The sequence below is a fragment of the Bradyrhizobium macuxiense genome (assembly GCF_007993935.1).
GTDB lineage: Bacteria > Pseudomonadota > Alphaproteobacteria > Rhizobiales > Xanthobacteraceae > Bradyrhizobium > Bradyrhizobium macuxiense_A.
In genome coordinates, this window is the sequence record NZ_VITY01000003.1 from 679757 (window position 1) to 700158 (window position 20402).

The window sequence follows — 20402 nt, forward strand, 5'->3', positions numbered from 1 at the left end:
GCCGCTGCGGCAGAATAGCCGGGTGCTGCGCCTTTAACCTACCCCAGGGCATGGTGGCCCGGCTATTCGTCCCCACTTCGCGGGCGAAAGTCCTCAGAGCGCTTTCGCGCGAAGTGGATACCGGTTCGCGCAAAAGAAAGCGCGTCAGATGTCTAGAGCCCCGTTCCGACTCCATCGGAACGGAAAAAGGCTCTAGTCGAGCCCGCGCTCGTGGCTGAGGCGAACCATTTCGTTGATGAAGATTTGTTTCTGCTTGTCGTCGAGACTGGCATAAAGCGGCTCGGCCGCGTCGGCGACACCGCGCTGATCGACCGCGCGATCATTGAGGAACTGGGCCTCGTTGCGCATCTGCTCGATGATGTCGTCAGGCGGATCGCGTTGCGCGCGCGCAATGCGCAGGTTGAGCCGGTCGGCGCCATTGTGACCAAGATAGTGCATCGCACTGTTGAAGCCGGCCCAGTTCTTCTCCTGCTCCGGCGTCAGGTTGAGTTCCTTCTTGATCCGCTCGATGTTGGCGTCGCTGTTGGCGACGATCTGTTCGGCCGTGAGCTGCGGTGCGCCGGCCTGGGTCAGCACGGTCGGCGCTTGCTTGGCGCCCTTGTCCTTGGCGGCGGCCTTGGCCGATTTGGCGGCCTTGGCGCCCTGCTTGTCACCGGATGCCGGAGCCTGTGCGTTCTTGCCGTTACCGGCATTCGGGTTGCCATTGTTGCCGGTCAACACCCCGGTCACCCCGGTCACGACCCCGACGACGCCGCCGATGGCTCCGCCCAGGACCCCGCCAACCGGTCCGGCAGCCTTGTTGCCTTCGCGCGCGCCCTGCTCGACGCCCTGCACGATCTGCGCATCGACCATATGAGGCACTGCAAGCAGCGCGACGGTGGCGGCCCCAACCGCGGCGCACAATTTCCATCGTGCTCGCAGCTTCGCTACCGGGATGAGCATGATCGGGTCTCCGTGATCGATGGTGGATTTCAGAATGGAAGCGGGGGCAGGCTCGACGAATCCGACTTTATCGTCTCCGCCTTCGGCAAGTCTATCGGTCGGGCTGGGCATCAACATGACGGAACACGGATCGGTCAGGCTTGACCGGAAAGCTGCGGCTCAACCGCGCACCGTCCGCGATGATCGCTGTGCCAACCTGCGCGTGCGTCGCAGCATGGTTGCAAGACGCGCCGCAAACCGCCGGCATTCGCAGTGATGCTGGTGACGCTGCCTGCGAATTGACCACAACGTTAGTACTACGTGGCACAGGCATCTCGTTTCTCGACAGCCGCCGGCAATTCTGTTCTGATCGGTGTGAACGAAATCCCGCGACGTCGCGCGAACGCGACGCACAAAAACAACAACGGGATTCGAAGAAGTCTTTTGTCCGTTGGCTACCAGGGAGGGAATGCCATGTCACGGAAGAAGCTTTCGCGCCGAGAATTCGTTGCAGCGACAGCGCTGTCATCGGCGGCGCTCATCACAGCCCCCTACGTGCGTGGCGCCTACGCAGCCGGCAAGCTCTCGATGGGCTTCTGGGATCACTGGGTGCCAGGCGCGAACAGCGCCTCCACCGAGCTGGTCAATGAATGGGCCGCCAAGGAAAAGGTCGAGGTCCAGATCGACTACATCACCAGCCAGGGCAACAAGAACCTCGTCACCATCGCCGCCGAGGCGCAGGCGAAATCCGGTCACGATATCTTCCAGATGCCGACATGGTGGCCGCAGGCCAATGCCGAGCTGCTCGAGCCGGTCAACGACATCATGGAGCCGTTGATCAAGCTGAACGGTGACGTCAACGGCACGGTGAAATATCTCGGCCAGGCCGACGGCAAATGGCTCGGCGTTCCCGCCAGCGTCGGCAGCCAGATCAAGGGCCCCTGCTCGCGCATCGACTTGATGAAGAAGTACGCCAACATCGACGTCCAGGAGATGTATCCGGCCGGAAGCCCGCCGAAGGCTGATAACTGGACCCTCGACACGTTCCTCAAGGCGGCCGAAGCCTGCCACAAGGCGGGCTTCCCGTTCGGCATCGGTCTCGGCGAGACCAGCGACAGTGTCGACACTGCCGGCGCGATCTTCCAGTCGTTCGGCGCGCAGCTGGTCGACGCCAAGGGCAACCTCACCGTCAAGACCGACGCGGTGCGCCAGTCGCTCGACTTCTACAAGAAGCTGCTCGCCTTCCTGCCGCCGGATGTGTCTGCGTGGGACGACGCCTCCAACAACAAGTGGCTGGTGGCAGGCAAGGGCGCGATGATCATGAACCCGCCGAGCGCCTGGGCGGTCGCCAAGCGCGATGCCCCGCAGGTCGCAGAGCAATGCTGGACACATGGGTTCCCGGCCGGCCCGAAGGGACGTTTTGCGCCCTACCTGCCGTTCTTCTGGTCGATCTGGTCGTTCTCGAAGAACAAGGAAGCGGCCAAGAGTCTGCTGTCCTTCCTGTCGCAACCCGCATCGATCGAGAAGATGGTGGTCGCGAGCGGCGGCTATGACCTGCCGGCCTACGAGAAGCTCACGACGTTGAAGGTCTGGGAAGAGATAGGGCCGCCGAAGGGCACGCTCTACCACTACCCGAACCCCTACAAGCACCAGACGCTGTCGATCGCGGCCTCGCCTGCGCCGCCCAAGGTTGCGCAGCAGATCTACTTCCAGGCCACCCTGACCAAGATGTGCCTGCGCTACTACCAGGGTGAAGGCATGGAAAAGACGCTCGCCTGGGCCGAGGGCGAGTGTGAAGGCTTCATGCGAAGCTGACGCCAGGCGAGCTCTCGCGCGACCGCCCCTGGTGCTGGCCGCGCGAGCTCTCGTCTCTACTTCCCGGCCGCCGAACCGGCGAGCTGTGCAACCAACCCGCGCGAGGGACCTGCGTTATGGTTGATGTCGCATTCCAGCCCAACCGCACAGCGGCGGCCCAGTCAGGGCGAAGGCGTGTCGGCCTGCGCAACGCGCTACGGCGCAAATCAATGTCGGCGTTCCTGATGACGCTGCCGTTGATCCTCCTGATCGCGATCCTGGTGATCTATCCGGCAATCTATTCCCTACATCTGGCGACGCTGAACAAGGCGATGACGAAGTTTGTCGGCTTCGGCAATTTCGAGTTCCTGTTCAAGCGCGAAACGTTCTGGCTGGTGGTCAAGCAGTCCTGCATTTTCGCGATCTCGGCAGTGGTTTTCAAAGCCCTGATCGGTTTCATCGTTGCGCATTTCGTGCACAACGTCCCCGCCAACAAGCAGCGCAAGTGGCGCGGCATGCTGCTGGTGCCGTGGGTGATCCCGCCGGCGATGAGTACGCTGGCCTGGCTGTGGCTGTTCGACCCGTCCTACAGCGCCTTCAACTACACGCTGTCGTTCTTCGGCATCGGCCCGATCCCGTGGACCGGTGACGCGATGTGGGCGCGCTTCTCGGTGATCCTGGTCAATGTCTGGTACGGCGCACCGTTTTTCATGATCATGTATCTGGCGGCGCTGAAATCGGTGCCCGAGCAGCTTTATGAGGCGGCCGCGATCGACGGCGCCAATTGGTGGCAGCGGATCTGGTACGTGACGCTGCCGATGATGCGCAACATCATCGCGATCACGACGCTGTTCTCGCTGATCGTGACCTTCGCCAATTTCGACATCGTGCGCATCCTGACTGCGGGCGGACCGCTCGACCACACCCACATCTTCGCCACCTGGGCGTTCCGCGTCGGCATCGAGGGCAGCGACATTCCGCTCGGCGCCAGCGTCTCGCTGTTCATGGTGCCGATCCTCGCGGTCGCGGCGATCTTCATCCTGCGCGACATCACCAAACGCGGGAACGAATCCTGATGAGCACGATGACGATCGACAAGTCGGGGCCGACCCGCAAGGTCAAGTACGGCAGCATGAGCCGCGACCGGACCTGGGCGCTGCGCTGGTCCTATTTCTTCCTGATCCTGTTTGCGATCTTCTCGCTGACGCCGCCGCTCTACATGCTGATCACATCGCTGAAGAGCAGCGCCGAGATCTCGGCGGCGACCAACCCGTGGTGGGTCTATCATCCGACACTCAGCAATTACATCGAGCTCTTGACCTCGAACCAGTTCCTGCGCTTCTTCTGGAATTCGGCCTGGGTCTCGATCATCGTGGTCACCATCACGATGCTGATCAGCGTGCCGGCCGCCTTTGCCCTGGCGCGGATGAAATTCTGGGGCTCGGCGACGCTCGCGACCGGCGTGTTCCTCACCTACCTCATTCCGGACAGCCTGCTGTTCATCCCGCTGTTCAAGATGTTCGCCGTGTTCGGCGACTGGACCGGCATCCAGCTCGTCAATCGCTGGTACGTGCTGCTGTTCATCTACCCGACGCTGACGGTGCCGTTCTGCACCTGGATCATGATCGGCTATTTCGCCTCGATCCCGAAGGAGCTCGACGAGGCCGCGATCATCGACGGCGCGAGCTGGTTCCAGACGCTGACCCGGATCTTCATTCCGGTCGCGCTGCCCGGCCTGATCGCGGCGACGATCTTCGCCTTCACGGTCTCCTGGGCCCAGTTCCTCTATCCGCTGGTGTTCACCACCTCGACCGATCAGCTCGTGCTGCCGGTCGGCATCATCACCACCCTGATCAAGGGTGACGTCTTCAACTGGGGACAGATCATGACCGGCGCCCTGCTCGGCGCCGCGCCGCCGCTGATCATCTACGCCTTCCTGATGGACTACTACATTGCCGGCCTGACCGCCGGTGCGACAAAGGGTTGAACGCGACAAGGATGGGAATTCATGGCCGACGTCAGTTTGCGCAAGGTGGTGAAGCGTTACGACGAGGTCGAGGCGGTGCGCGGCATCGACCTCGATATCGCCGACCATGAGTTCGTGGTGCTGGTCGGGCCGAGCGGCTGCGGCAAGTCGACGACGCTGCGGATGATCGCCGGCCTCGAGGACATTTCCGACGGCGATATCATGATCGGCGGCGACGTCGTCAACGATGTACCGCCGAAGGACCGCGACATCGCCATGGTGTTCCAGAACTATGCGCTGTATCCGCACATGACCGTCGCGGAGAACATGTCGTTCGGACTGCGGCTGAAGAACTACCCCAAGGCCGAGATCAAGAGCCGGGTCACGGAAGCTGCCCGGATGCTCGACATCACCGACCTGATCGACCGCAAGCCCAAGCAGCTCTCCGGCGGCCAGCGCCAGCGCGTCGCGATGGGACGCGCCATCGTGCGCAATCCGAAGGTGTTCCTATTCGACGAGCCGCTGTCCAACCTCGACGCCAAGCTCCGCGTGCAGATGCGGATCGAGATCAAGAAGGTGCACCAGAAGGTGCGCACCACGACCGTCTACGTCACCCACGATCAGGTCGAGGCGATGACGCTGGCCGACCGCGTCGTGGTTATGAACCACGGCAGGATCGAGCAGATCGGCACGCCCAACGAGCTCTATCACAAGCCGGCGACCCGGTTCGTCGCGAGCTTCATCGGCTCGCCCGCGATGAACTTCGTGCCGTGCCGGCTCGAGGACGTCGGCGGCAAGCTCAACGTCCGGCTGACCGACCGCCTCGCCTTCGCGCTGCCGCCCGCGCGCGCCGCTCGCTACCAGTCCCTCTCCCGCACCGACAGACTGCTGCTGGGCATCCGGCCCGAGCACGTCATGGAGGCGCGGCCGCATGCCGGGCCGGGCGTCGAACCGTTCGATGCGGTGCTCGACGTCACCGAGCCGATGGGCATGGAGACCCTGGTCTATTTCACGCTCGAGGGCAGCCAGGTCTGCGGCCGGGTCAGCCCCAATGCGGGCGCACAGGATGGCAGCCCGCTCCGATTGGCTGTGGACCTCAACAATATGCATTTGCTAAACGAGGTGACCGGCGCCGTCCTTTGACGGCGCACAAGAAAACCTCAAGGGCAGGAAATGGCCACCAACAAGAAGAAGATCTTCATCACCCAGACTCTGTCTCCGGGGGCACGGGTCCTCCTCAACGAGCGGGACGACGTCGAACTCATCGAATTTCCCAACCTGATCTCGGCCAAGGACTTCCAGGCGATGCTGGAGCAGCACGCGCCGGTCCATGGCGTCGCGCTCGGCGCGACCCGCTTCGGCGAGGCCGAGCTCGAGGCCTCCAAGGGGATGCTGGTGGTGACCCGGATCGGTGTCGGTTACGACGCCGTCGACGTGCCGGCGCTGTCGGCCCGCAAGGTGCCGCTGATGGTCGCAGGCACCGCGAACTCGCCGTCGGTCGCAGAGCATGCCGTGTTCATGATGCTGACGCTGGCCAAGCGCGCGCAGGAAATGCACACGATGGTGAAGGACGGCACCTGGGCGAGCCGGCTCGGCGTGCTGCCGTTCGACCTCTACGGCAAGACGGTCCTGATCGTCGGTTTCGGCCGCATCGGCACCCGCACCGCCAAGCGCTGCCTCGCGATGGAAATGAACGTGCTGGTCTACGACCCCTACAAGCCCGCCAGCGAAATTACCGCGGCCGGCTGTGAGGCGGTGCCGAGCCTCGAGGCGGCGCTGCCGCGGGCGGATTTCGTCACGATCCACTGTCCGAAGTCGCCCGAGACCGTCGGCCTGTTCAACGCCGCGCGGATCAGGCTGATGAAGCCGACCGCCTATCTCATCAACACGGCCCGCGGCGGCATCGTGGACGAGAAGGCGCTGCACGACGCGCTGGTGTCGGGCAAGCTCGCCGGCGCAGGCCTCGACGTGTTCGAGGTCGAGCCGCCGCCGGTCGGCCAGCCGCTGCACGCCCTGCCGAATGTGATCATGGCACCGCACGTCGCGGGCGTGACCGTCGAGGCCGTCGATCGCATGAGCGAGCAGACCGCGCGCAATATCCTGAGCGTGCTGGACGGCAATCCGCTGCGCCAGAACGTGATCAATCAGGACGTCCTCGGCTGAGCTTTCAGCCTTCCAAAAGCGCGATGAGAGGTCATTCGCGCTTTTGTTTGTTGTTTGAGCACGATCTTTTCGGAAAAACCGCTTCACACCTTTCCGGATCGTGCTCTAGTTGCGCCGCGGTCGATCCCGCGAGGTCGGCCCGGCGATGCGGAGCATGCACAATGGCCTTCAAGGAATTCGGCAACTACGATGCGGTCGGTCTCGCCGAGCTGGTCCGCAAGAAGGACGTGACACCGAAGGAGCTGCTCGACGAGGCGATCGCGCGCACCGCCGCCGTCGACCCCAAGATCAACGCGGTCGTCGTCAAGCACTACGACTACGCCGAGCGCCAGATCGCCAAGGGCTTGCCCGACGGTCCGTTCACCGGCGTGCCGTTCCTGCTGAAGGACCTCGATCTGCTCGCGGGCACCCGCACCACGTCGGGCGCAAGCCTGCTGAAGGACTTCGTCGCAGACCACAACGGGACGCTGACCCAGCGTTTCCTCGATGCGGGTCTTGCGATCTTCGGCAAGAGCGCGAGCCCGGAATTCGGTCTGATGCCGACGACCGAATCCCGTCTGTTCGGCCCTACCCGCAATCCCTGGAATCTCGAGCATTCCTCCGGCGGCTCGTCCGGCGGCGCCGGCGCTGCGGTCGCGGCGCGTATCCTGCCCGTCGCGCATGCCAGCGACGGCGGCGGCTCGATCCGGATTCCAGCCTCCGCCTGCGGCGTGTTCGGCATGAAGCCGACGCGCGCCCGCAACCCCTGCGGTCCCGATCGTGGCGAAGGCTGGGGCGGGTTCTCGGTCGGCCATGTGCTCAGCATCAGCGTCCGCGACAGCGCGGTCATGATGGACGCGATCCACGGCCCGGAGCCGTCGAGCCTCTACGTCGCGCCGCCGCCGGAGCGGCCGTTCTCGCAGGAAGTCGGCCGCGACCCCGGTCAGCTACGCATCAGCTTCACCGACAAGTCACCCTATGGCGATGCCATTGATCCCGAGATATCAGCGGCGGTCCGCGACATCGCCAAGCTGCTGGCTGGCCTCGGCCATCATGTCGAGGAGCGCGCGCCGTCGCTTGCGGCCGATCCCGCCGCGCTCATGGCCACGATCGTCGGCGGCAACACGGCGCTGACCATCCGCCTGCTCGAGCAGCGGGTCGGACGTACGCTGACGTCGGACGATGTCGAGCGGCTGACGCTCGCGAGCGGCCAGAACTCGGCCAAGATGGTCCCGGCCGACTATGTCGCCGCGCAGCTTGCGGCATTCCAGGTTTCGCGCGGGCTTGCGACTTTCTTCGAGGGCTGCGACATCTTCCTCAGCCCGACGCTGTGCGCTCCGCCGCTCCGCCTCGGCGAGTTGAACACGATGTCCGAGGATCTGTCTCACATCGCGCCGGTGCTGCGCCGCTACATGCCGGGCACCTCGATGTTCAACATGTCAGGGCAGCCGGCGATGTCGGTGCCGCTGGCCTGGAGCAAGGCCGGCCTGCCGCTCGGCATGATGTTCGCGGCCAAGCTCGGCGAGGAAGGACTGCTGTTCCGTTTGGCCGGCCAGCTCGAGCAGGTTCGTCCCTGGAAGGACCGCCGGCCTCCGGTCTGCGCCTAAGCGCCATCAAGCGAAGCGCCTAGCTTACAAAGGATAGTCAGATCAGGTAGATAGGAAGAGCGTCGGCGCGATTCCGCCGGCGTCGTGCCTGGGAGACCGAACCGTGAGTGACCCGACCGACAATGCGCTTGCCGCGATCGCGAGCATTCTCGATCAGACCAAGACGCCTCCCGAGAAGACCGCGTCGCCCGACAAGGCGACGGACAAGGCATCTGAGCCGTCTGAGGATCCGCCGGCCTCCATCGCGATGCCACCGCCCCTGCCCACGTCGGTCGAAGTCGTTACCGTCGAGACCGTATCCATCAAGACCGTGACCATCGAGGCCGCGCCCGCCGAACCGGCGGCCGTCGAGCCGGCACCGGTCGAGGAGCCCGCGCCGACCGAACCGTCTCAGCCGGTCGCACAGGCTGAGCCCAGTGAGCCCGAGCTGAGTGAATCCGAGCCGAGCGCGCCGGAGCCGGAGCCGATCCAGCCGCCTCAACCGATCGAGGCCAACGGCTATTCCAAGTCCGGACCAGGCCCAATGGCCGCGCTGCGCTTCCGCTGGACGGTGCGCCAGGACGGCGCTCAGTACTATGTCGACGAAACCGTCGGCGAAGGATCGGCCCCTCTGGTCAACGGTCCGATGGACCGGGACGCCGCGATCAAATTCGTCGACGATCGCGAGGCCGAAGCGCGGCGGCGCTTCGAGCATTTCAAGCACGAGATCGCCAGCCGCACCGCTGCCGCCCTGCGGATGAGCCGGGACAGCAACGAGGCCTAACCCTGCGGCGGCCTCGGCGGTCCCAAAAAGTCCTTCTTCGCGAGATCGACGCCGGCATGGCGCAGGATGTCGTAGGCGGTTGCGACATGGAAGAAGAACTGCGGAACGCTGAAGGTCAGGATCAGGGACCTGCCGGTGAATGTCCTGGTCGCGCCGCTGCGGAACGTAAAGACGACATCCCTGTCGGCGGCGGCGTCGATCACCTGCCGCGGCAGACCCAGCGCAAAATCAATCGTGGCGGCAATCCGCGCCTTCAACTCGGCAATGTCGGGCTCCGCCTCAGCGAAAACCGGCGGTGCGCATCCCGCCAGCAAGGCACAACTCAGGACGACATGTCGGTTCGCTTCCCCGACCTGCTGGCGAAGGCTGTACATGTTCGGGGCGAGCCGCATCCCGAGCAGCACGTCAGGATCGATCTTGCGAGCCAGAGCATGGGCCTGCGCATGATCGAGCAATGCGGACAGATTGCGCAGATACGGCACATAAGCGCCGACGGATGTTTCGCGGAGCGAGATGGTCATCTTTGTGTCTGCTATGCTGGCTCGATCGTCTCAACTGGTCTAAATGCTCCGCAACGACATGTCATCGGAATTGACGGAGACCTCTATGTTTCGCGCGCTGGCCGGCCTCGCTCTCACTTTGCTTTTTTCGGCCGCACATGCGCAATCAGCGCCATCCCGGCTCGATGAGATCGTCAAGCGCGGCACGCTGCGCGTCGGGATGACCGGCGACTACCTGCCCTTCACGGCGCTCGACAAGGAGACCAAGACGTTTCGCGGCTTCGACGTCGACATGGCGCAATCGCTCGGCAAGGCACTCGGCGTCAAGGTCGAGTTCGTGCCGACATCGTGGCCGCAGATGACCAGGGATTTCGAGGCCGACAATTTCGACATCGCGATGGGCGGCGTCTCCATCACCTTCGACCGGCAGAAGAAGGGCCTGTTCTCGACGCCGATCATGCGCGAGGGCAAGACGCCGATCGCGCGCTGCGCGGACAAAGGCAAGTACGACACGCTCGCCGGGATCGACAAGCCCGGCATCCGAATCATCGTCAATCCCGGCGGCACCAATGAACGCTTTGCACGCGCCAACGTGAAGGCGGCCGACATTCGCGTCTTCAACGACAACACCAAAATCTTCGACGAGATCGCCAAGGGCGATGCCGACCTGATGATGACCGACGCGTCCGAGACACGCTATCAGCAGAAGCTGCATCCCGGCGTGCTCTGCGCCGTGCATCCCGACAAGCCGTTCGACTTCGCCGAGAAAGCCTACTGGATGCAACGCGACGTCGCCTTGAAGGCGTTCGTCGACCAGTGGCTTCACATCACGCACGAAGACGGCAGCTACGCGAAGATATACGCTGTGTGGTTCGAATAGCCTGCGGCGTCAGACCCGCGTGCCCAAAAATTGATGCCAACGGCCTGAAACCGAACCGCGATCCAATGCTTTGAACCTAAGCTCTCAGGACTCGACTCATATTTTGACCGTGATCTGGGGCACGTTCAACGAGGCGGCCACCAAATAGCCTTGCGAACGGGATTCCCTGCACTGGAGATCGAGATGACGAAGCTTCTGGCGATCGCCACGCTGGTGCTGGCGAGCACGGTGACAGCGCAGGCACAATACACGTTCGATTACGGCGGCCGCACCATCCGCATCGATCCGGATCGTGGAACGGTCTCCATCCCCGGCGTCTACGACAATTCCGGCCGCAGCACCAAGCGCGCCAAGCATAAGGACGCCGAGCAGAAGCGCGAGACGGCGCCGAAGGACGCCAGGACGGATTCTCCGCCTCCGCCCGTCACGCCCCCCGCGGCCGCTGCATCGCCCTCTTCGGCTGCGGTTGATCAGGCAGCTGCCCCGGCAGCGCCGGCGCCGACAGCCGCAACGACAGAACCCGCGAACACGAACGTCGCGCCACCTCCGGGTACGGCAGCGGCCGCACCACCGACGCCACCTGTCGTGCAGCAAAGCGCAGCGCCGGCGGCAAGTCCCATCGCTCCGCCAACGGTCGGCGCCGCATCGCCTGCACCCAAGCCTGCAGCGAATCCCGTGCTGGCAGCCAACTCGCCGCTCGGCGTCTGGTTGACTGAAGAAAAGGAAGGCAAGGTCCGCATCGAGCAGTGCGGCGCCAATCTCTGCGGTTACTCGGTCGACAAGAAGTCGAATGCCAACGGCGAGCAGGTTTTGATCAACATGAAGCCGGGCAAGGACAAGTGGAGCGGCCGCATCTTCGATCCGAACAGCGGCAGCACCTACGATTCCACCATCGCGCTGAAGAGCCCCGACACCCTGCGCGTGCAGGGCTGCGCGTTCGGCGGCATGTTCTGCGGCGGCCAGACCTGGACGCGGGTGAATTGACGCGGACCGCGTAGCCCGGATGGAGCGCAGCGAAATCCGGGGACCTTGCCGCAGGAGAGACCGCCCCGGATTGCGCTTCGCTACATCCGGGCTACACACAAAAAAGCCCCGCGGCGTGCGGGGCCTTCTTATTGGCTCGCAGCCGAGTGTCAGCCGACCTTGCCGTTGTATTCCTCGTCGGTGACGTGCTCCATCCAGGTCGAATAGACGCCGTCGAGCGCCTCCTGCATGGCAATGTGGGTCATGCTGTTATCAGGCGAGGCGCCGTGCCAGTGCTTCTCGTTCGGCGGAATCCAGACCACGTCGCCGGGGCGGATCTCCCGGATCGGCCCGCCCTTGGCCTGCACGCGGCCGATGCCTGAGATCACATACAGCGTCTGCCCGAGCGGATGGGTGTGCCAGGCGGTGCGCGCGCCGGGCTCGAACGACACCCGCGAGGCGTTCAGCCGGGCCGGCGCCGGCGCCATGTTGATCGGATCCTGCAGCACGCTGCCGGTGAAATTCTCCTTCGGCGCGCGGCGGGTTGGCCGCGAGCCGGAAACGTGGATATCCATGGGGTTACCTCCCTCTCTTGACGTTATTTCTTGGTTGCGGCGTAGCGTGCCTTGGTCTCGGCATTCATCGGATACAGGCCGGGCAACTGGGCGCCATTGTTCACCTCGTTGACGATCCAGGCTTCCATCCGTTCCTGCTCAGGGCCTTCGGCCAGCACGTGATCGATGAATGCCTGCGGGATCAGCACCGCGCCGTCCTGGTCAGCCACCACCACATCGTTCGGAAACACGGCAACGCCGCCGCAGCCGATCGGTTCGCCCCAGCCGACGAAGGTCAACCCCGCGACCGACGGCGGCGCGGCGTAGCCGTCGCACCACACCGGCAGGCCGGTGCCAAGCACGCCCTCGACGTCACGCACCACACCATCGGTGATCAGCGCCGTCACCCCGCGCTTGACCATGCGCGCGCAGAGGATGTCGCCGAAAATGCCGGCATCGGTGATGCCCATGGCGTCGACCACAGCGATGCAGCCCGTCGGCATCGCCTCGATGGCGGTGCGGGTCGAAATCGGCGACGACCAGGATTCCGGCGTCGCCAGATCCTCGCGGGCCGGCACGAAGCGCAGCGTGAACGCCGGGCCGACCAGCCGCTTCTGCCCAGGCTTCAGGGGCTTGGTGCCGCGCATCCAGATGTTGCGCAGGCCCTTCTTGAGCAGGACGGTGGTGATGGTGGCGGTGGACACGTGCGACAGCGTCGCGATCGCTTCGGCGGACAGTGACATCTCGAAAGCTTGCTCCGATGGGAGGGAAAGACCGGCGCATGTTGCCGGGCAAAGGCCGTGCGTCAAGGGCTGCGCGAAAATGCTGCGATCAACCAAATTTATCGCCGGCATGCCGATTAATTTATTGAAGTTGCTACATCATTTTGCACGAAGCGAATTCCGTTTTTAATCGAAACACGCTAGCTTGATGGCCAACGAAGTCCGCTTGATCCAAATGGCCGAACCCTTAAGTCCTCCCCGCCTTTTGCCGAGTGGCGACAGCGCCATCACGGTGGAATTCAGCCGCACCATCGACGACGCCGCCAACCGGCGCGTACTCGCGCTCGACCGCCTGATCGCAGCCGAGCCGATCGCGGGGATTACCGAGACCGTGCCGACCTACCGGTCGCTGCTGGTGCATTACGATCCCGTGCAGATCAGGTTCGATGCGCTCGGCGAGGAGATTCTTGCGCGTGCTGCCAAGGCGCTACCGTCCGAGACCGGAACACGGCGCTGGCGCATCCCGGTCACCTACGGCGGCGAGCACGGCATCGATCTCGAGGATGTCGCGAAGACGCTCCAGACCACGCCCGATGACATCGTCGCCCGCCATGTCGCCGGCGACTATCGCGTCGCGATGATCGGCTTCACGCCCGGCTGGTCCTATCTCAGCGGGCTGGAGACGTTCCTGCACATGCCCCGGCGCAAGGACCCGCGGCTGCTGACCCCGGCCGGAACCATCTCGATCGGCGGCATCCAGACCGGCGTGCAGTGCCTGGCCGGCCCGAGCGGCTGGCACCTGCTCGGCCGCACCCCGGTGCGAACCTACCAATTGCATCGCGATCCGACCTTCCTGCTGGAGCCGGGCGACGCCATCACCTTCACGGCGATCGACGCCAAGACCTTTGCCGAGCAGGACCGCGCCGCCGAGGCCGGCGCGTTCGTCGCAGAACTGGTGACGCCATGAGCAAACTCGTCGTCACCTCGATCGGCCCGGCAAGCTCGGTGCAAGACGGCGGGCGCCCGGGCTCGCAGCGCTATGGCCTGGTGCCGAGCGGTGCCATGGACCGGCTTTCGCTGGCGGCCGCCAATGCGCTGGTCGGCAACGAGCTGCTTGCTGCCGCGGTCGAGATCGGCCCGTTCGGCGCCGCCTTCACGGCGCGCGGCGGCGCGGTGCGCGTCGGGCTCGCCGGCGCATCGCGCAACGCTGATATCGGCGGCCGACCGGTCGCCTTCGACAGTTCGGCGACACTCGCTGAGGGCGAGACGCTCAATCTCGGCTTCGCGCGCGGCGGCTCATTCAGCTATCTCGCCATCGAGCACGGCATCGAAGGCGAGCCGATGTTCGGCAGTCTCGCCGTCAATGCCCGGGCCGGGCTCGGCAGTCCCTACCCGCGGCCGCTGCAGAGCGGCGACGAGTTGAAGACGCAGGCCGCGAGCAGCGCCGCCGAGCGCCGCATCGAATTGCCGGCCGCGACGGACGCGCCGATCCGCATCGTGTTCGGCCCGCAGGACGACGAGTTCGCCGAGGACAACAAGAAGCTGTTCATCGACAGCGAGTGGAAGATCTCGGCCACCAGCGACCGCATGGGCTACCGGCTCGAAGGCCCTGTGATAAAACACCTCGACGGCCACAACATCGTCTCCGACGGCACCGTGACCGGCAGCATCCAGGTGCCCGGCAACGGCCAGCCGATCGTGCTGATGCCGGACCGCGGCACCAGCGGCGGCTATCCGAAGATCGCGACCGTGATCACAGCCGACTTCGGCCGCTTCGCGCAGATCTCGGCCGGCCGGCCGTTCCGCTTCAAGGCGGTGACGATGGCGGAAGCGCAGGCCGAAGCGATCAAGTTCCACGCGTTGCTGCATTCCCTGCCCGACCGCCTCCGCGGCATCGAGGATCTCGGCCTCAACATCGAGGCGCTGCGGGATGCTAACGTCGCGGGTCAGGCGGTCAGCGCCGTCGATGTGTCGACCTGGCAAGTTGCGGTACCCTAGAGCATCGTCCGGACAAGTGCGAAGCGGTTTTCCGACAAGACGATGCTCAAACAAGCGAGCCACCAACAACAAACGGATCGATCGTCATGACCAAAACTGTCGACCTCAACTGCGATCTCGGCGAAAGCTTTGGCCCCTGGGAAATGGGCAATGATGCGGCGATGATCGAGCTTGCGACCTCGGTCAACGTCGCCTGCGGCTTTCATGCCGGCGATGCCGACATCATGCGCAAGACGGTCGAGCTCGCGAAGGCGCGCGGCGTCAGCGTCGGGGCCCATCCCGGCTATCGCGACCTGCATGGTTTCGGCCGCCGTCCGATGCCGGGGCTGACGTCGTCGGAGATCGAGAACCTGATCGCCTACCAGATCGGCGCCTTGCAGGCGATCGCAACCGCGGCCGGCCACAAGGTCACCCATGTGAAGGCGCATGGCGCGATTTCCAACGTCGCCTGCGAGGACGACATGACCGCGCGGGCTATCGCCAATGCGATCAAGGCCGTCGATCCGAGCCTCGTGTTCGTGGTGCTCGCAAACTCGAAGCTGGTGCGCGCCGGCGAAGCCGCCAACTTACGGATGGCGCATGAGGTGTTTGCCGACCGCGCCTATGAGGACGACGGCAATCTGGTGTCGCGCAAGAAGGCGGGCGCGGTGCTGCACGATCCCAAGGCGATCGCCGAGCGCGTGGTGCGGATGGTGCAGGATGGTGCAGTCGTCTCGGTCACCGGCAAGGTGATCAAGATGCAGACCGACACCGTCTGCATCCATGGCGACACGCATGGCGCCGTCGAGATCGCGCGCGATCTGCGCGCAGCGCTGAAGCAGGCGGGCATCACGGTTGCGCCGTTCAAGACCGCGCACTGAGCCACGAATACATCATTCGACAAGGGTCGGCCGCCGCGCCGGCCCTTTTAGATTTCGTTAAGAGTCTTCTTAAACCCAAACTTGCCGTTTGATTGTTAGGTGCAGCTTCCGAGCCTTTGATTGTCCTCTCAGGAAATTGGGTACCAAAGCATGTTCCGCACCAGCCTCTCCCTCGCAATATCAGCGGTTGCCACGGCCGCCTTCACCAGCGCGGCCTCGGCCGGCTGCTACAGCTGCTATACGCCGCCGCCCCAGCCTTGCGCGACCTGCTATCAGGTGCAGACGGTGCCGCCGCAATATCGCACGGTGCAGGAAACCGTGATGGTGGCGCCGGGCCGCGTCGTCGCGCATCGCACGCCCGCGCAGTATCGCACGGTGATGGTGCCGAAGACCGTGATGGTCGCACCCGAAGGCGTCGCCTATGAGCGGATCGCACCGCAATACGCCACGCAGGAGCGCACCGAAATGGTCTCGCCGGGCTATTCCTACTACGCGCCGGTTCAGCAGACCTGCAACACCTGCGGCGGCGGTTACGGCTACGGATACGGTTACGGCCGCTACTGAGCGATCCCCATCCAGCCAACACAAAGCCGCCGCCTGATCGCATCAGACGGCGGCTTTTGAATTTTCTGAAGGTCTCAGAACGGGTGGACGGACAGCGTTCCGAACACGATCGCCGCGATCACGGCAAAGGCGCTGTACAGCGCCGCAGTGTGAATTCCGGCCCCGGACTTCCTCGAAACTTGTCGCGCGTAAAAGTGCAGGCGGGCTTCCGCCGATAGCTCGCGCATGGTCGATCTCCAACGCCCCATTCTCCGGCCTATGGAATATCGTTCGCACCGCAATTCAAGCGGGTGGCAAAAATAGCGACGCCGACGACGCCGGGAACACGGTTCCGAGAGGAATATTCCTCCTCGAGCGCAGGCTCGAGAATCTTATTCGTTGCAATTCGAGGCGTCGGGAACCCGCGCCGGTCCCGCACCGACCGAAAATATCGAAAACAACCCCATGCAAAGGAGCTGGAGGTGGCCGTCGCCCCGCATTCAGGGCTTCCAGCGCCCGATCTTGAATGCAGCCAGATGGCCTGGGACGTCGGCCGGATCGAACGGCGGACCGGCGAACGCGCCGATGGCGTTGGAGGCGCCTGCCGGGCGTCCGGATGCGGCGTCGTAGAGGTCGGGCCTGAACACCGCCATGGCCGCCTTCAGCGCCTCCGGCCGGTATGGCGTCTGGCCCCAGCGCACCATCTGGGCGTACAACCAGGCCGCCTGCCCCGGATCAGGCCGCGCGGCTGCCTCGCGCCCGACCAGCAAATAGCGGTTGCTCTCACGCATGGTGCCGTCGGGCGAGATCTTCAGCCGGCCATCGAACGTGCGCTGGATGACACTGGCGTCGACGCCGAGCCGCTCGGGCTGCGCCAGCAGCCGCGCGACCTCAGGCCGGTTCTCCGGTTGCTCGATGAACTCCGCAGCGCGCAGATGCGCGCGCACCAGCGAGGCGACGACATTGGGATGCTTGTCCGACCAGCTCTGGCGCACCGCCAGCACCTTTTCCACCGCGCTGAGCAGGATATCGGAGACGAAATGCAGGATGTGGCCGATGCCGAGATCGACCGCGATCGAATTCCAGGGCGCGCCGACGCAGAATGCATCGACGTGGCCGTTGGCGAGACTGTCGACCATGTAGGGCGGCGGCAGCACCACGAGCTGGACGTCCTCGTCGGGATCGACGCCGCCCGCGGCCATCCAGAACCGCAATTGATAATTGTGGGTCGAGAACGGGAACGTCATTCCGAAGGTCAGCGGCTCGGCCCCGCTCTTGCGTCGTTTTGCAACCACCCGCGCGAGCGCCTGCGCGGTCGCCATCGGATCGAAGCGGTCGCCGTCGATCTCTTCCATCAGCGCGGCATGCAGCGCCGGCGATACCGTGATGGCATTGCCGTTGAGCCCGAGATTGAAGGGCGCTGCGATCGGCACCTTGACGTGGCCGAGCCCAAGGGTCGAGGCAATCGCCACCGGCGCCAGCAAATGGGCGGCGTCGAACAGGCCGATATTGAGCTTGTCGCGGACGTTCGACCACGACACTTCCCGCACCAGGGTGACGTCGAGACCTTCGGCCGCGGCAAATCCCTTGTCGACAGCGACGATCAATGCGGCTGCGTCCACCAGCGGAATGAACCCGACGTGCAGGGGTGTGGTCATTTCAAGAGCTCCGACGCCGTCAGGATCGATTGCGCGATCTCGCCGATCTTCTTTTTTTCGCGCATCGCGGTCGAGCGCATCAGCACATAGGCCTCTTCCTCGGTCAGCCCCTTCACCTTCATCAGGATACCCTTGGCGCGGTCGATCACCTTGCGCTCTTCCAGCGCGTGCTTGGTGCGGTCGAGCTCGTCCTGCAGCTTGGCGAAGGCATTGAAGCGGGACACGCAGAGATCGAGGATCGGCTTCATGCGCTCCTTCTTGAGGCCGTCGACGATGTAGGCTGAGACGCCCGCCTCCACCGAGGCCTGGATCGAAGCAGCATCGCTCTGGTCGACGAACATCGCGATCGGCCGGCGCACGGCACGGCTCACCTGGAACATTTGTTCCAGCACGTCGCGGCTGGGGTTCTCGAGGTCGATGACGATGATTTCGGGGTCGAGCGCATAGATCCGGGAGAGCAGGCTCTGCATCTCGCTGATATGGACCACATCGGTGTAGCCGGCCTCCCGCAATCCCTCCTCCAGGATGGCCGCACGGATCGGGCTCTCGTCGACAATGACGATCTTGGGAGACGATTCAGCGCTCATCGACAACTCTTAAAGCCCGGCAAAGTCCATCCATATCACGCCGGAAGCGCGCGGAAAGGGTTGTAATTCTCGGCAATTGGGACTAGCTCCTGCCCATCAATCAGGCAGATTTGGGAAGATATGCAAGAGGCCGCCGCGCCGAAAGTGAGCTTTGTGTCCTTGGGCTGCCCCAAGGCGCTGGTCGATTCCGAGCGCATCATCACCCGGCTGCGCGCGGAGGGCTATGAGCTCGCGCGCAAGCATGACGGGGCTGACATCGTCATCGTCAACACCTGCGGCTTCCTCGACAGCGCCAAGCAGGAATCGCTGGCGGCGATCGGCGAGGCCATGGCCGAGAACGGCAAGGTCATCGTCACCGGCTGCATGGGCGCCGAGCCGGAGCAGATCGAGAGCGCCTATCCCGGCGTGCTCTCGATCACCGGACCGCAGCAATATGAGAGCGTGCTGGACGCCGTGCACCGCGCGCTGCCGCCGGCGCACAACCCGCACCTCGACCTGGTGCCGCCGCAGGGCGTCAAGCTGACGCCGCGGCACTACGCCTATTTGAAGATCTCCGAAGGCTGCAACAATCGCTGCAGCTTCTGCATCATTCCGAAGCTGCGCGGCGACCTGGTGTCGCGGCCGGCCAATGATGTGCTGCGCGAGGCCGAGAAACTGGTGAAGGCCGGCGTCAAGGAACTGCTGGTGATCTCGCAGGACACCTCGGCCTATGGTGTCGACCTGAAATACGCCGAGAGCCCGTGGCAGGATCGCAGCATCCGCGCGAAATTCTACGATCTGGCGAAGGAGCTCGGCGAGCTCGGCGCCTGGGTGCGGCTGCAATATGTCTACCCCTACCCGCATGTCGACGAGGTCATCGGCCTGATGACCGAGGGCAAGGTGCTGCCCTATCTCGACATCCCGTTCCAGCATGCGAGCCCCGACGTGCTGCGCGCGATGAAGCGCCCCGCCGCGCAGGAGAAGACGCTGGCGCGGATCCAGAAGTGGCGCGAGCAATGCCCGGAGCTGACGCTGCGCTCGACCTTCATCGTCGGCTTCCCCGGCGAGACCGATGCCGATTTCGCCTATCTGCTCGACTGGCTGGATGAAGCCGGGATCGATCGCCTCGGCTGCTTCAAATACGAGCCGGTCGCCGGCGCCACGTCGAACGCAATTCCCAATGCGGTGCCCGACGAGGTCAAGCAGGAGCGCTGGAACGCGCTGATGGCGCAGCAGCAGAAGACTTCCGCGCGCCGCCTCAAGCGCAAGGTCGGCACCCGCCAGCAGGTGATCATCGACGAGGTCGGCCCGACGGTCGCAAAAGGCCGGTCAAAGGCCGACGCGCCGGAGATCGACGGCGCCGTCTATCTCACCAGCCGCCGCCCGCTGAAAGTCGGCGAGATCGTCACCGCCAAGATCGAACGCTCCGACGAATACGACCTGCACGGCAGCGTCGCGGGGTTCTGACGCGATCTCGTCTTAGTCCAAACTAAAGCGACAGACTTTCTCAGCGCCGAAGTGATAAGTCGTTCGTGAAGAACCGGCGCGCCGCCGGGCTCAGGCGATATTTGGCGCCGGGATGGTCTCGAGGAAGGCTCGGATGATGGCACGCAAGAGCTCTGCGAGCCATCGCAGGAGCAGGCCGAAGTTGTAGCCGGCGGCGGCGAGGACAGCGTTGATACAGTCGCCGGGACGCCCTTTGAGATAGTTGCGGTCCATGCGGTGCTCGGCCTTGATGTGACCGATGACGGGCTCGACAGCCGCGCGACGCCTCATCTCGCGGCGGATGGGAGCTGTGACGCGGCGGACCTGACCCGAGATCCAGACTCTGAACCGATGCGGGTGATTGTGGCCGCGATACCCTTTGTCGACGTGGATACGGCGAGCCTCCACGCCGGTGAGCTTCTCCATGTCGGCGATCACGGGGCCGAGCGTGTGCCCATCGAAGGGATTGCCGTGCAGGGC

The 20402-nt window shown here is 64.4% G+C and carries 21 protein-coding genes and 1 pseudogene; 14 read left to right on the top strand and 8 right to left on the bottom strand.

Going from position 1 to position 20402, the window contains the following annotated elements; all coding sequences use genetic code 11:
* Positions 1–192 precede the first annotated feature (192 nt).
* Complete coding sequence (locus FBZ93_RS11100) at positions 193–942, bottom strand: Spy/CpxP family protein refolding chaperone (protein WP_433995398.1); 750 nt, start codon at positions 940–942, stop codon at positions 193–195.
* Between the two features lie 453 nt (positions 943–1395).
* On the opposite strand from FBZ93_RS11100, the gene FBZ93_RS11105 reads away from it, so the two are divergent.
* The 7 genes from FBZ93_RS11105 to FBZ93_RS11135 all read left to right on the top strand — a co-directional run bounded on the left by FBZ93_RS11105 (position 1396) and on the right by FBZ93_RS11135 (position 9193).
* Positions 1396–2736 carry an ABC transporter substrate-binding protein gene (locus FBZ93_RS11105; protein WP_146985930.1) on the top strand — a complete coding sequence of 447 codons (1341 nt, stop codon included), beginning with the start codon at positions 1396–1398 and terminating at the stop codon, positions 2734–2736.
* 116 nt (positions 2737–2852) lie between these two features.
* Positions 2853–3791: a carbohydrate ABC transporter permease gene (locus FBZ93_RS11110; RefSeq protein WP_146985932.1), complete on the top strand. Its 939-nt coding sequence runs from the start codon at positions 2853–2855 to the stop codon at positions 3789–3791.
* The gene (locus FBZ93_RS11115) at positions 3791–4702 is read left to right on the top strand and encodes a carbohydrate ABC transporter permease (RefSeq protein ID WP_050423685.1); all 912 of its coding nucleotides are present in this window, start codon (positions 3791–3793) and stop codon (positions 4700–4702) included. The genes FBZ93_RS11110 and FBZ93_RS11115 overlap by 1 nt, the downstream gene beginning before the upstream one ends.
* 21 nt (positions 4703–4723) lie before the next feature.
* Positions 4724–5824 carry an ABC transporter ATP-binding protein gene (locus tag FBZ93_RS11120; RefSeq protein WP_146985934.1) on the top strand — a complete coding sequence of 367 codons (1101 nt, stop codon included), beginning with the start codon at positions 4724–4726 and terminating at the stop codon, positions 5822–5824.
* A gap of 30 nt (positions 5825–5854) precedes the next feature.
* Positions 5855–6844, top strand: a complete 990-nt coding sequence (locus FBZ93_RS11125) for a hydroxyacid dehydrogenase (protein WP_146985936.1) — start codon at positions 5855–5857, stop codon at positions 6842–6844.
* Positions 6845–7005: 161 nt separating this feature from the next.
* Positions 7006–8430 carry an amidase gene (locus FBZ93_RS11130; protein ID WP_146985938.1) on the top strand — a complete coding sequence of 475 codons (1425 nt, stop codon included), beginning with the start codon at positions 7006–7008 and terminating at the stop codon, positions 8428–8430.
* 103 nt (positions 8431–8533) lie between these two features.
* Positions 8534–9193 (top strand): hypothetical protein, encoded by a 660-nt coding sequence (locus FBZ93_RS11135; protein WP_146985940.1) that lies wholly within the window; start codon positions 8534–8536, stop codon positions 9191–9193.
* Here the strand turns inward: FBZ93_RS11135 and FBZ93_RS11140 are convergent.
* Positions 9190–9714, bottom strand: a complete 525-nt coding sequence (locus tag FBZ93_RS11140; protein ID WP_146985942.1) for a DUF1993 domain-containing protein — start codon at positions 9712–9714, stop codon at positions 9190–9192. The two genes, FBZ93_RS11135 and FBZ93_RS11140, sit on opposite strands and share 4 nt — an antisense overlap.
* Before the next feature lie 85 nt (positions 9715–9799).
* Here FBZ93_RS11140 and FBZ93_RS11145 point away from each other — a divergent pair, with 85 nt between their 5' ends.
* Positions 9800–10573 carry a transporter substrate-binding domain-containing protein gene (locus FBZ93_RS11145; RefSeq protein ID WP_146985944.1) on the top strand — a complete coding sequence of 258 codons (774 nt, stop codon included), beginning with the start codon at positions 9800–9802 and terminating at the stop codon, positions 10571–10573.
* Between the two features lie 183 nt (positions 10574–10756).
* Complete coding sequence (locus tag FBZ93_RS11150) at positions 10757–11557, top strand: DUF2147 domain-containing protein (RefSeq protein WP_146985946.1); 801 nt, start codon at positions 10757–10759, stop codon at positions 11555–11557.
* A 149-nt stretch (positions 11558–11706) separates the two neighbouring features.
* Here the strand turns inward: FBZ93_RS11150 and FBZ93_RS11155 are convergent, their stop codons facing one another.
* Together FBZ93_RS11155 and FBZ93_RS11160 are read right to left on the bottom strand one after the other, a co-directional pair.
* Positions 11707–12111, bottom strand: coding sequence for a (R)-mandelonitrile lyase (locus FBZ93_RS11155; RefSeq protein WP_146985948.1), 405 nt, complete (start codon positions 12109–12111; stop codon positions 11707–11709).
* Between the two features lie 23 nt (positions 12112–12134).
* Positions 12135–12833 (bottom strand): ribonuclease activity regulator RraA, encoded by a 699-nt coding sequence (locus FBZ93_RS11160; protein ID WP_146985950.1) that lies wholly within the window; start codon positions 12831–12833, stop codon positions 12135–12137.
* A 214-nt stretch (positions 12834–13047) separates the two neighbouring features.
* On the opposite strand from FBZ93_RS11160, the gene pxpB reads away from it, so the two are divergent.
* From pxpB to FBZ93_RS11180, 4 genes are all read left to right on the top strand, one after another.
* Positions 13048–13779: a 5-oxoprolinase subunit PxpB gene (gene pxpB / locus FBZ93_RS11165; RefSeq protein WP_146986046.1), complete on the top strand. Its 732-nt coding sequence runs from the start codon at positions 13048–13050 to the stop codon at positions 13777–13779.
* Positions 13776–14810, top strand: coding sequence for a biotin-dependent carboxyltransferase family protein (locus FBZ93_RS11170; protein WP_146985952.1), 1035 nt, complete (start codon positions 13776–13778; stop codon positions 14808–14810). Before pxpB ends, FBZ93_RS11170 begins: the two co-directional genes overlap by 4 nt.
* 86 nt (positions 14811–14896) lie before the next feature.
* On the top strand, positions 14897–15670 hold the full coding sequence (locus FBZ93_RS11175) for a LamB/YcsF family protein (RefSeq protein WP_146985954.1): 774 nt from the start codon (positions 14897–14899) through the stop codon (positions 15668–15670).
* A 150-nt stretch (positions 15671–15820) separates the two neighbouring features.
* Complete coding sequence (locus FBZ93_RS11180; protein ID WP_146985956.1) at positions 15821–16234, top strand: hypothetical protein; 414 nt, start codon at positions 15821–15823, stop codon at positions 16232–16234.
* Between the two features lie 74 nt (positions 16235–16308).
* Here the strand turns inward: FBZ93_RS11180 and FBZ93_RS11185 are convergent, their stop codons facing one another.
* From FBZ93_RS11185 to FBZ93_RS11195, 3 genes are all read right to left on the bottom strand, one after another.
* A complete protein-coding gene (locus FBZ93_RS11185; protein WP_167528993.1) occupies positions 16309–16461 on the bottom strand; it encodes a hypothetical protein in 153 nt (50 codons plus the stop codon).
* A 252-nt stretch (positions 16462–16713) separates the two neighbouring features.
* On the bottom strand, positions 16714–17871 hold the full coding sequence (locus FBZ93_RS11190) for a CmpA/NrtA family ABC transporter substrate-binding protein (RefSeq protein ID WP_146985959.1): 1158 nt from the start codon (positions 17869–17871) through the stop codon (positions 16714–16716).
* A complete protein-coding gene (locus FBZ93_RS11195) occupies positions 17868–18458 on the bottom strand; it encodes an ANTAR domain-containing response regulator (RefSeq protein ID WP_028332037.1) in 591 nt (196 codons plus the stop codon). Before FBZ93_RS11195 ends, FBZ93_RS11190 begins: the two co-directional genes overlap by 4 nt.
* Before the next feature lie 120 nt (positions 18459–18578).
* On the opposite strand from FBZ93_RS11195, the gene rimO reads away from it, so the two are divergent.
* Positions 18579–19904: a 30S ribosomal protein S12 methylthiotransferase RimO gene (gene rimO, locus FBZ93_RS11200; RefSeq protein WP_146985961.1), complete on the top strand. Its 1326-nt coding sequence runs from the start codon at positions 18579–18581 to the stop codon at positions 19902–19904.
* A 90-nt stretch (positions 19905–19994) separates the two neighbouring features.
* On the opposite strand, the pseudogene FBZ93_RS11205 reads toward rimO, so the two are convergent.
* Positions 19995–20402, bottom strand: a pseudogene (locus tag FBZ93_RS11205) (IS5/IS1182 family transposase); the annotation flags it as partial.

Excerpts from the sequence above, each read along its gene's own strand:
- FBZ93_RS11100 (WP_433995398.1), bottom strand. The coding sequence starts at position 942 with ATGCTCATCCCGGTAGCGAAGCTGCGAGCACGATGGAAATTGTGCGCC.
- FBZ93_RS11105 (WP_146985930.1), top strand. The coding sequence starts at position 1,396 with ATGTCACGGAAGAAGCTTTCGCGCCGAGAATTCGTTGCAGCGACAGCG.
- FBZ93_RS11110 (WP_146985932.1), top strand. The coding sequence starts at position 2,853 with ATGGTTGATGTCGCATTCCAGCCCAACCGCACAGCGGCGGCCCAGTCA.
- FBZ93_RS11115 (WP_050423685.1), top strand. The coding sequence starts at position 3,791 with ATGAGCACGATGACGATCGACAAGTCGGGGCCGACCCGCAAGGTCAAG.
- FBZ93_RS11120 (WP_146985934.1), top strand. The coding sequence starts at position 4,724 with ATGGCCGACGTCAGTTTGCGCAAGGTGGTGAAGCGTTACGACGAGGTC.
- FBZ93_RS11125 (WP_146985936.1), top strand. The coding sequence starts at position 5,855 with ATGGCCACCAACAAGAAGAAGATCTTCATCACCCAGACTCTGTCTCCG.
- FBZ93_RS11130 (WP_146985938.1), top strand. The coding sequence starts at position 7,006 with ATGGCCTTCAAGGAATTCGGCAACTACGATGCGGTCGGTCTCGCCGAG.
- FBZ93_RS11140 (WP_146985942.1), bottom strand. The coding sequence starts at position 9,714 with ATGACCATCTCGCTCCGCGAAACATCCGTCGGCGCTTATGTGCCGTAT.
- FBZ93_RS11145 (WP_146985944.1), top strand. The coding sequence starts at position 9,800 with ATGTTTCGCGCGCTGGCCGGCCTCGCTCTCACTTTGCTTTTTTCGGCC.
- FBZ93_RS11150 (WP_146985946.1), top strand. The coding sequence starts at position 10,757 with ATGACGAAGCTTCTGGCGATCGCCACGCTGGTGCTGGCGAGCACGGTG.
- FBZ93_RS11155 (WP_146985948.1), bottom strand. The coding sequence starts at position 12,111 with ATGGATATCCACGTTTCCGGCTCGCGGCCAACCCGCCGCGCGCCGAAG.
- FBZ93_RS11160 (WP_146985950.1), bottom strand. The coding sequence starts at position 12,833 with ATGTCACTGTCCGCCGAAGCGATCGCGACGCTGTCGCACGTGTCCACC.
- pxpB (WP_146986046.1), top strand. The coding sequence starts at position 13,048 with ATGGCCGAACCCTTAAGTCCTCCCCGCCTTTTGCCGAGTGGCGACAGC.
- FBZ93_RS11170 (WP_146985952.1), top strand. The coding sequence starts at position 13,776 with ATGAGCAAACTCGTCGTCACCTCGATCGGCCCGGCAAGCTCGGTGCAA.
- FBZ93_RS11175 (WP_146985954.1), top strand. The coding sequence starts at position 14,897 with ATGACCAAAACTGTCGACCTCAACTGCGATCTCGGCGAAAGCTTTGGC.
- FBZ93_RS11180 (WP_146985956.1), top strand. The coding sequence starts at position 15,821 with ATGTTCCGCACCAGCCTCTCCCTCGCAATATCAGCGGTTGCCACGGCC.
- FBZ93_RS11185 (WP_167528993.1), bottom strand. The coding sequence starts at position 16,461 with ATGCGCGAGCTATCGGCGGAAGCCCGCCTGCACTTTTACGCGCGACAA.
- FBZ93_RS11190 (WP_146985959.1), bottom strand. The coding sequence starts at position 17,871 with ATGACCACACCCCTGCACGTCGGGTTCATTCCGCTGGTGGACGCAGCC.
- FBZ93_RS11195 (WP_028332037.1), bottom strand. The coding sequence starts at position 18,458 with ATGAGCGCTGAATCGTCTCCCAAGATCGTCATTGTCGACGAGAGCCCG.
- rimO (WP_146985961.1), top strand. The coding sequence starts at position 18,579 with ATGCAAGAGGCCGCCGCGCCGAAAGTGAGCTTTGTGTCCTTGGGCTGC.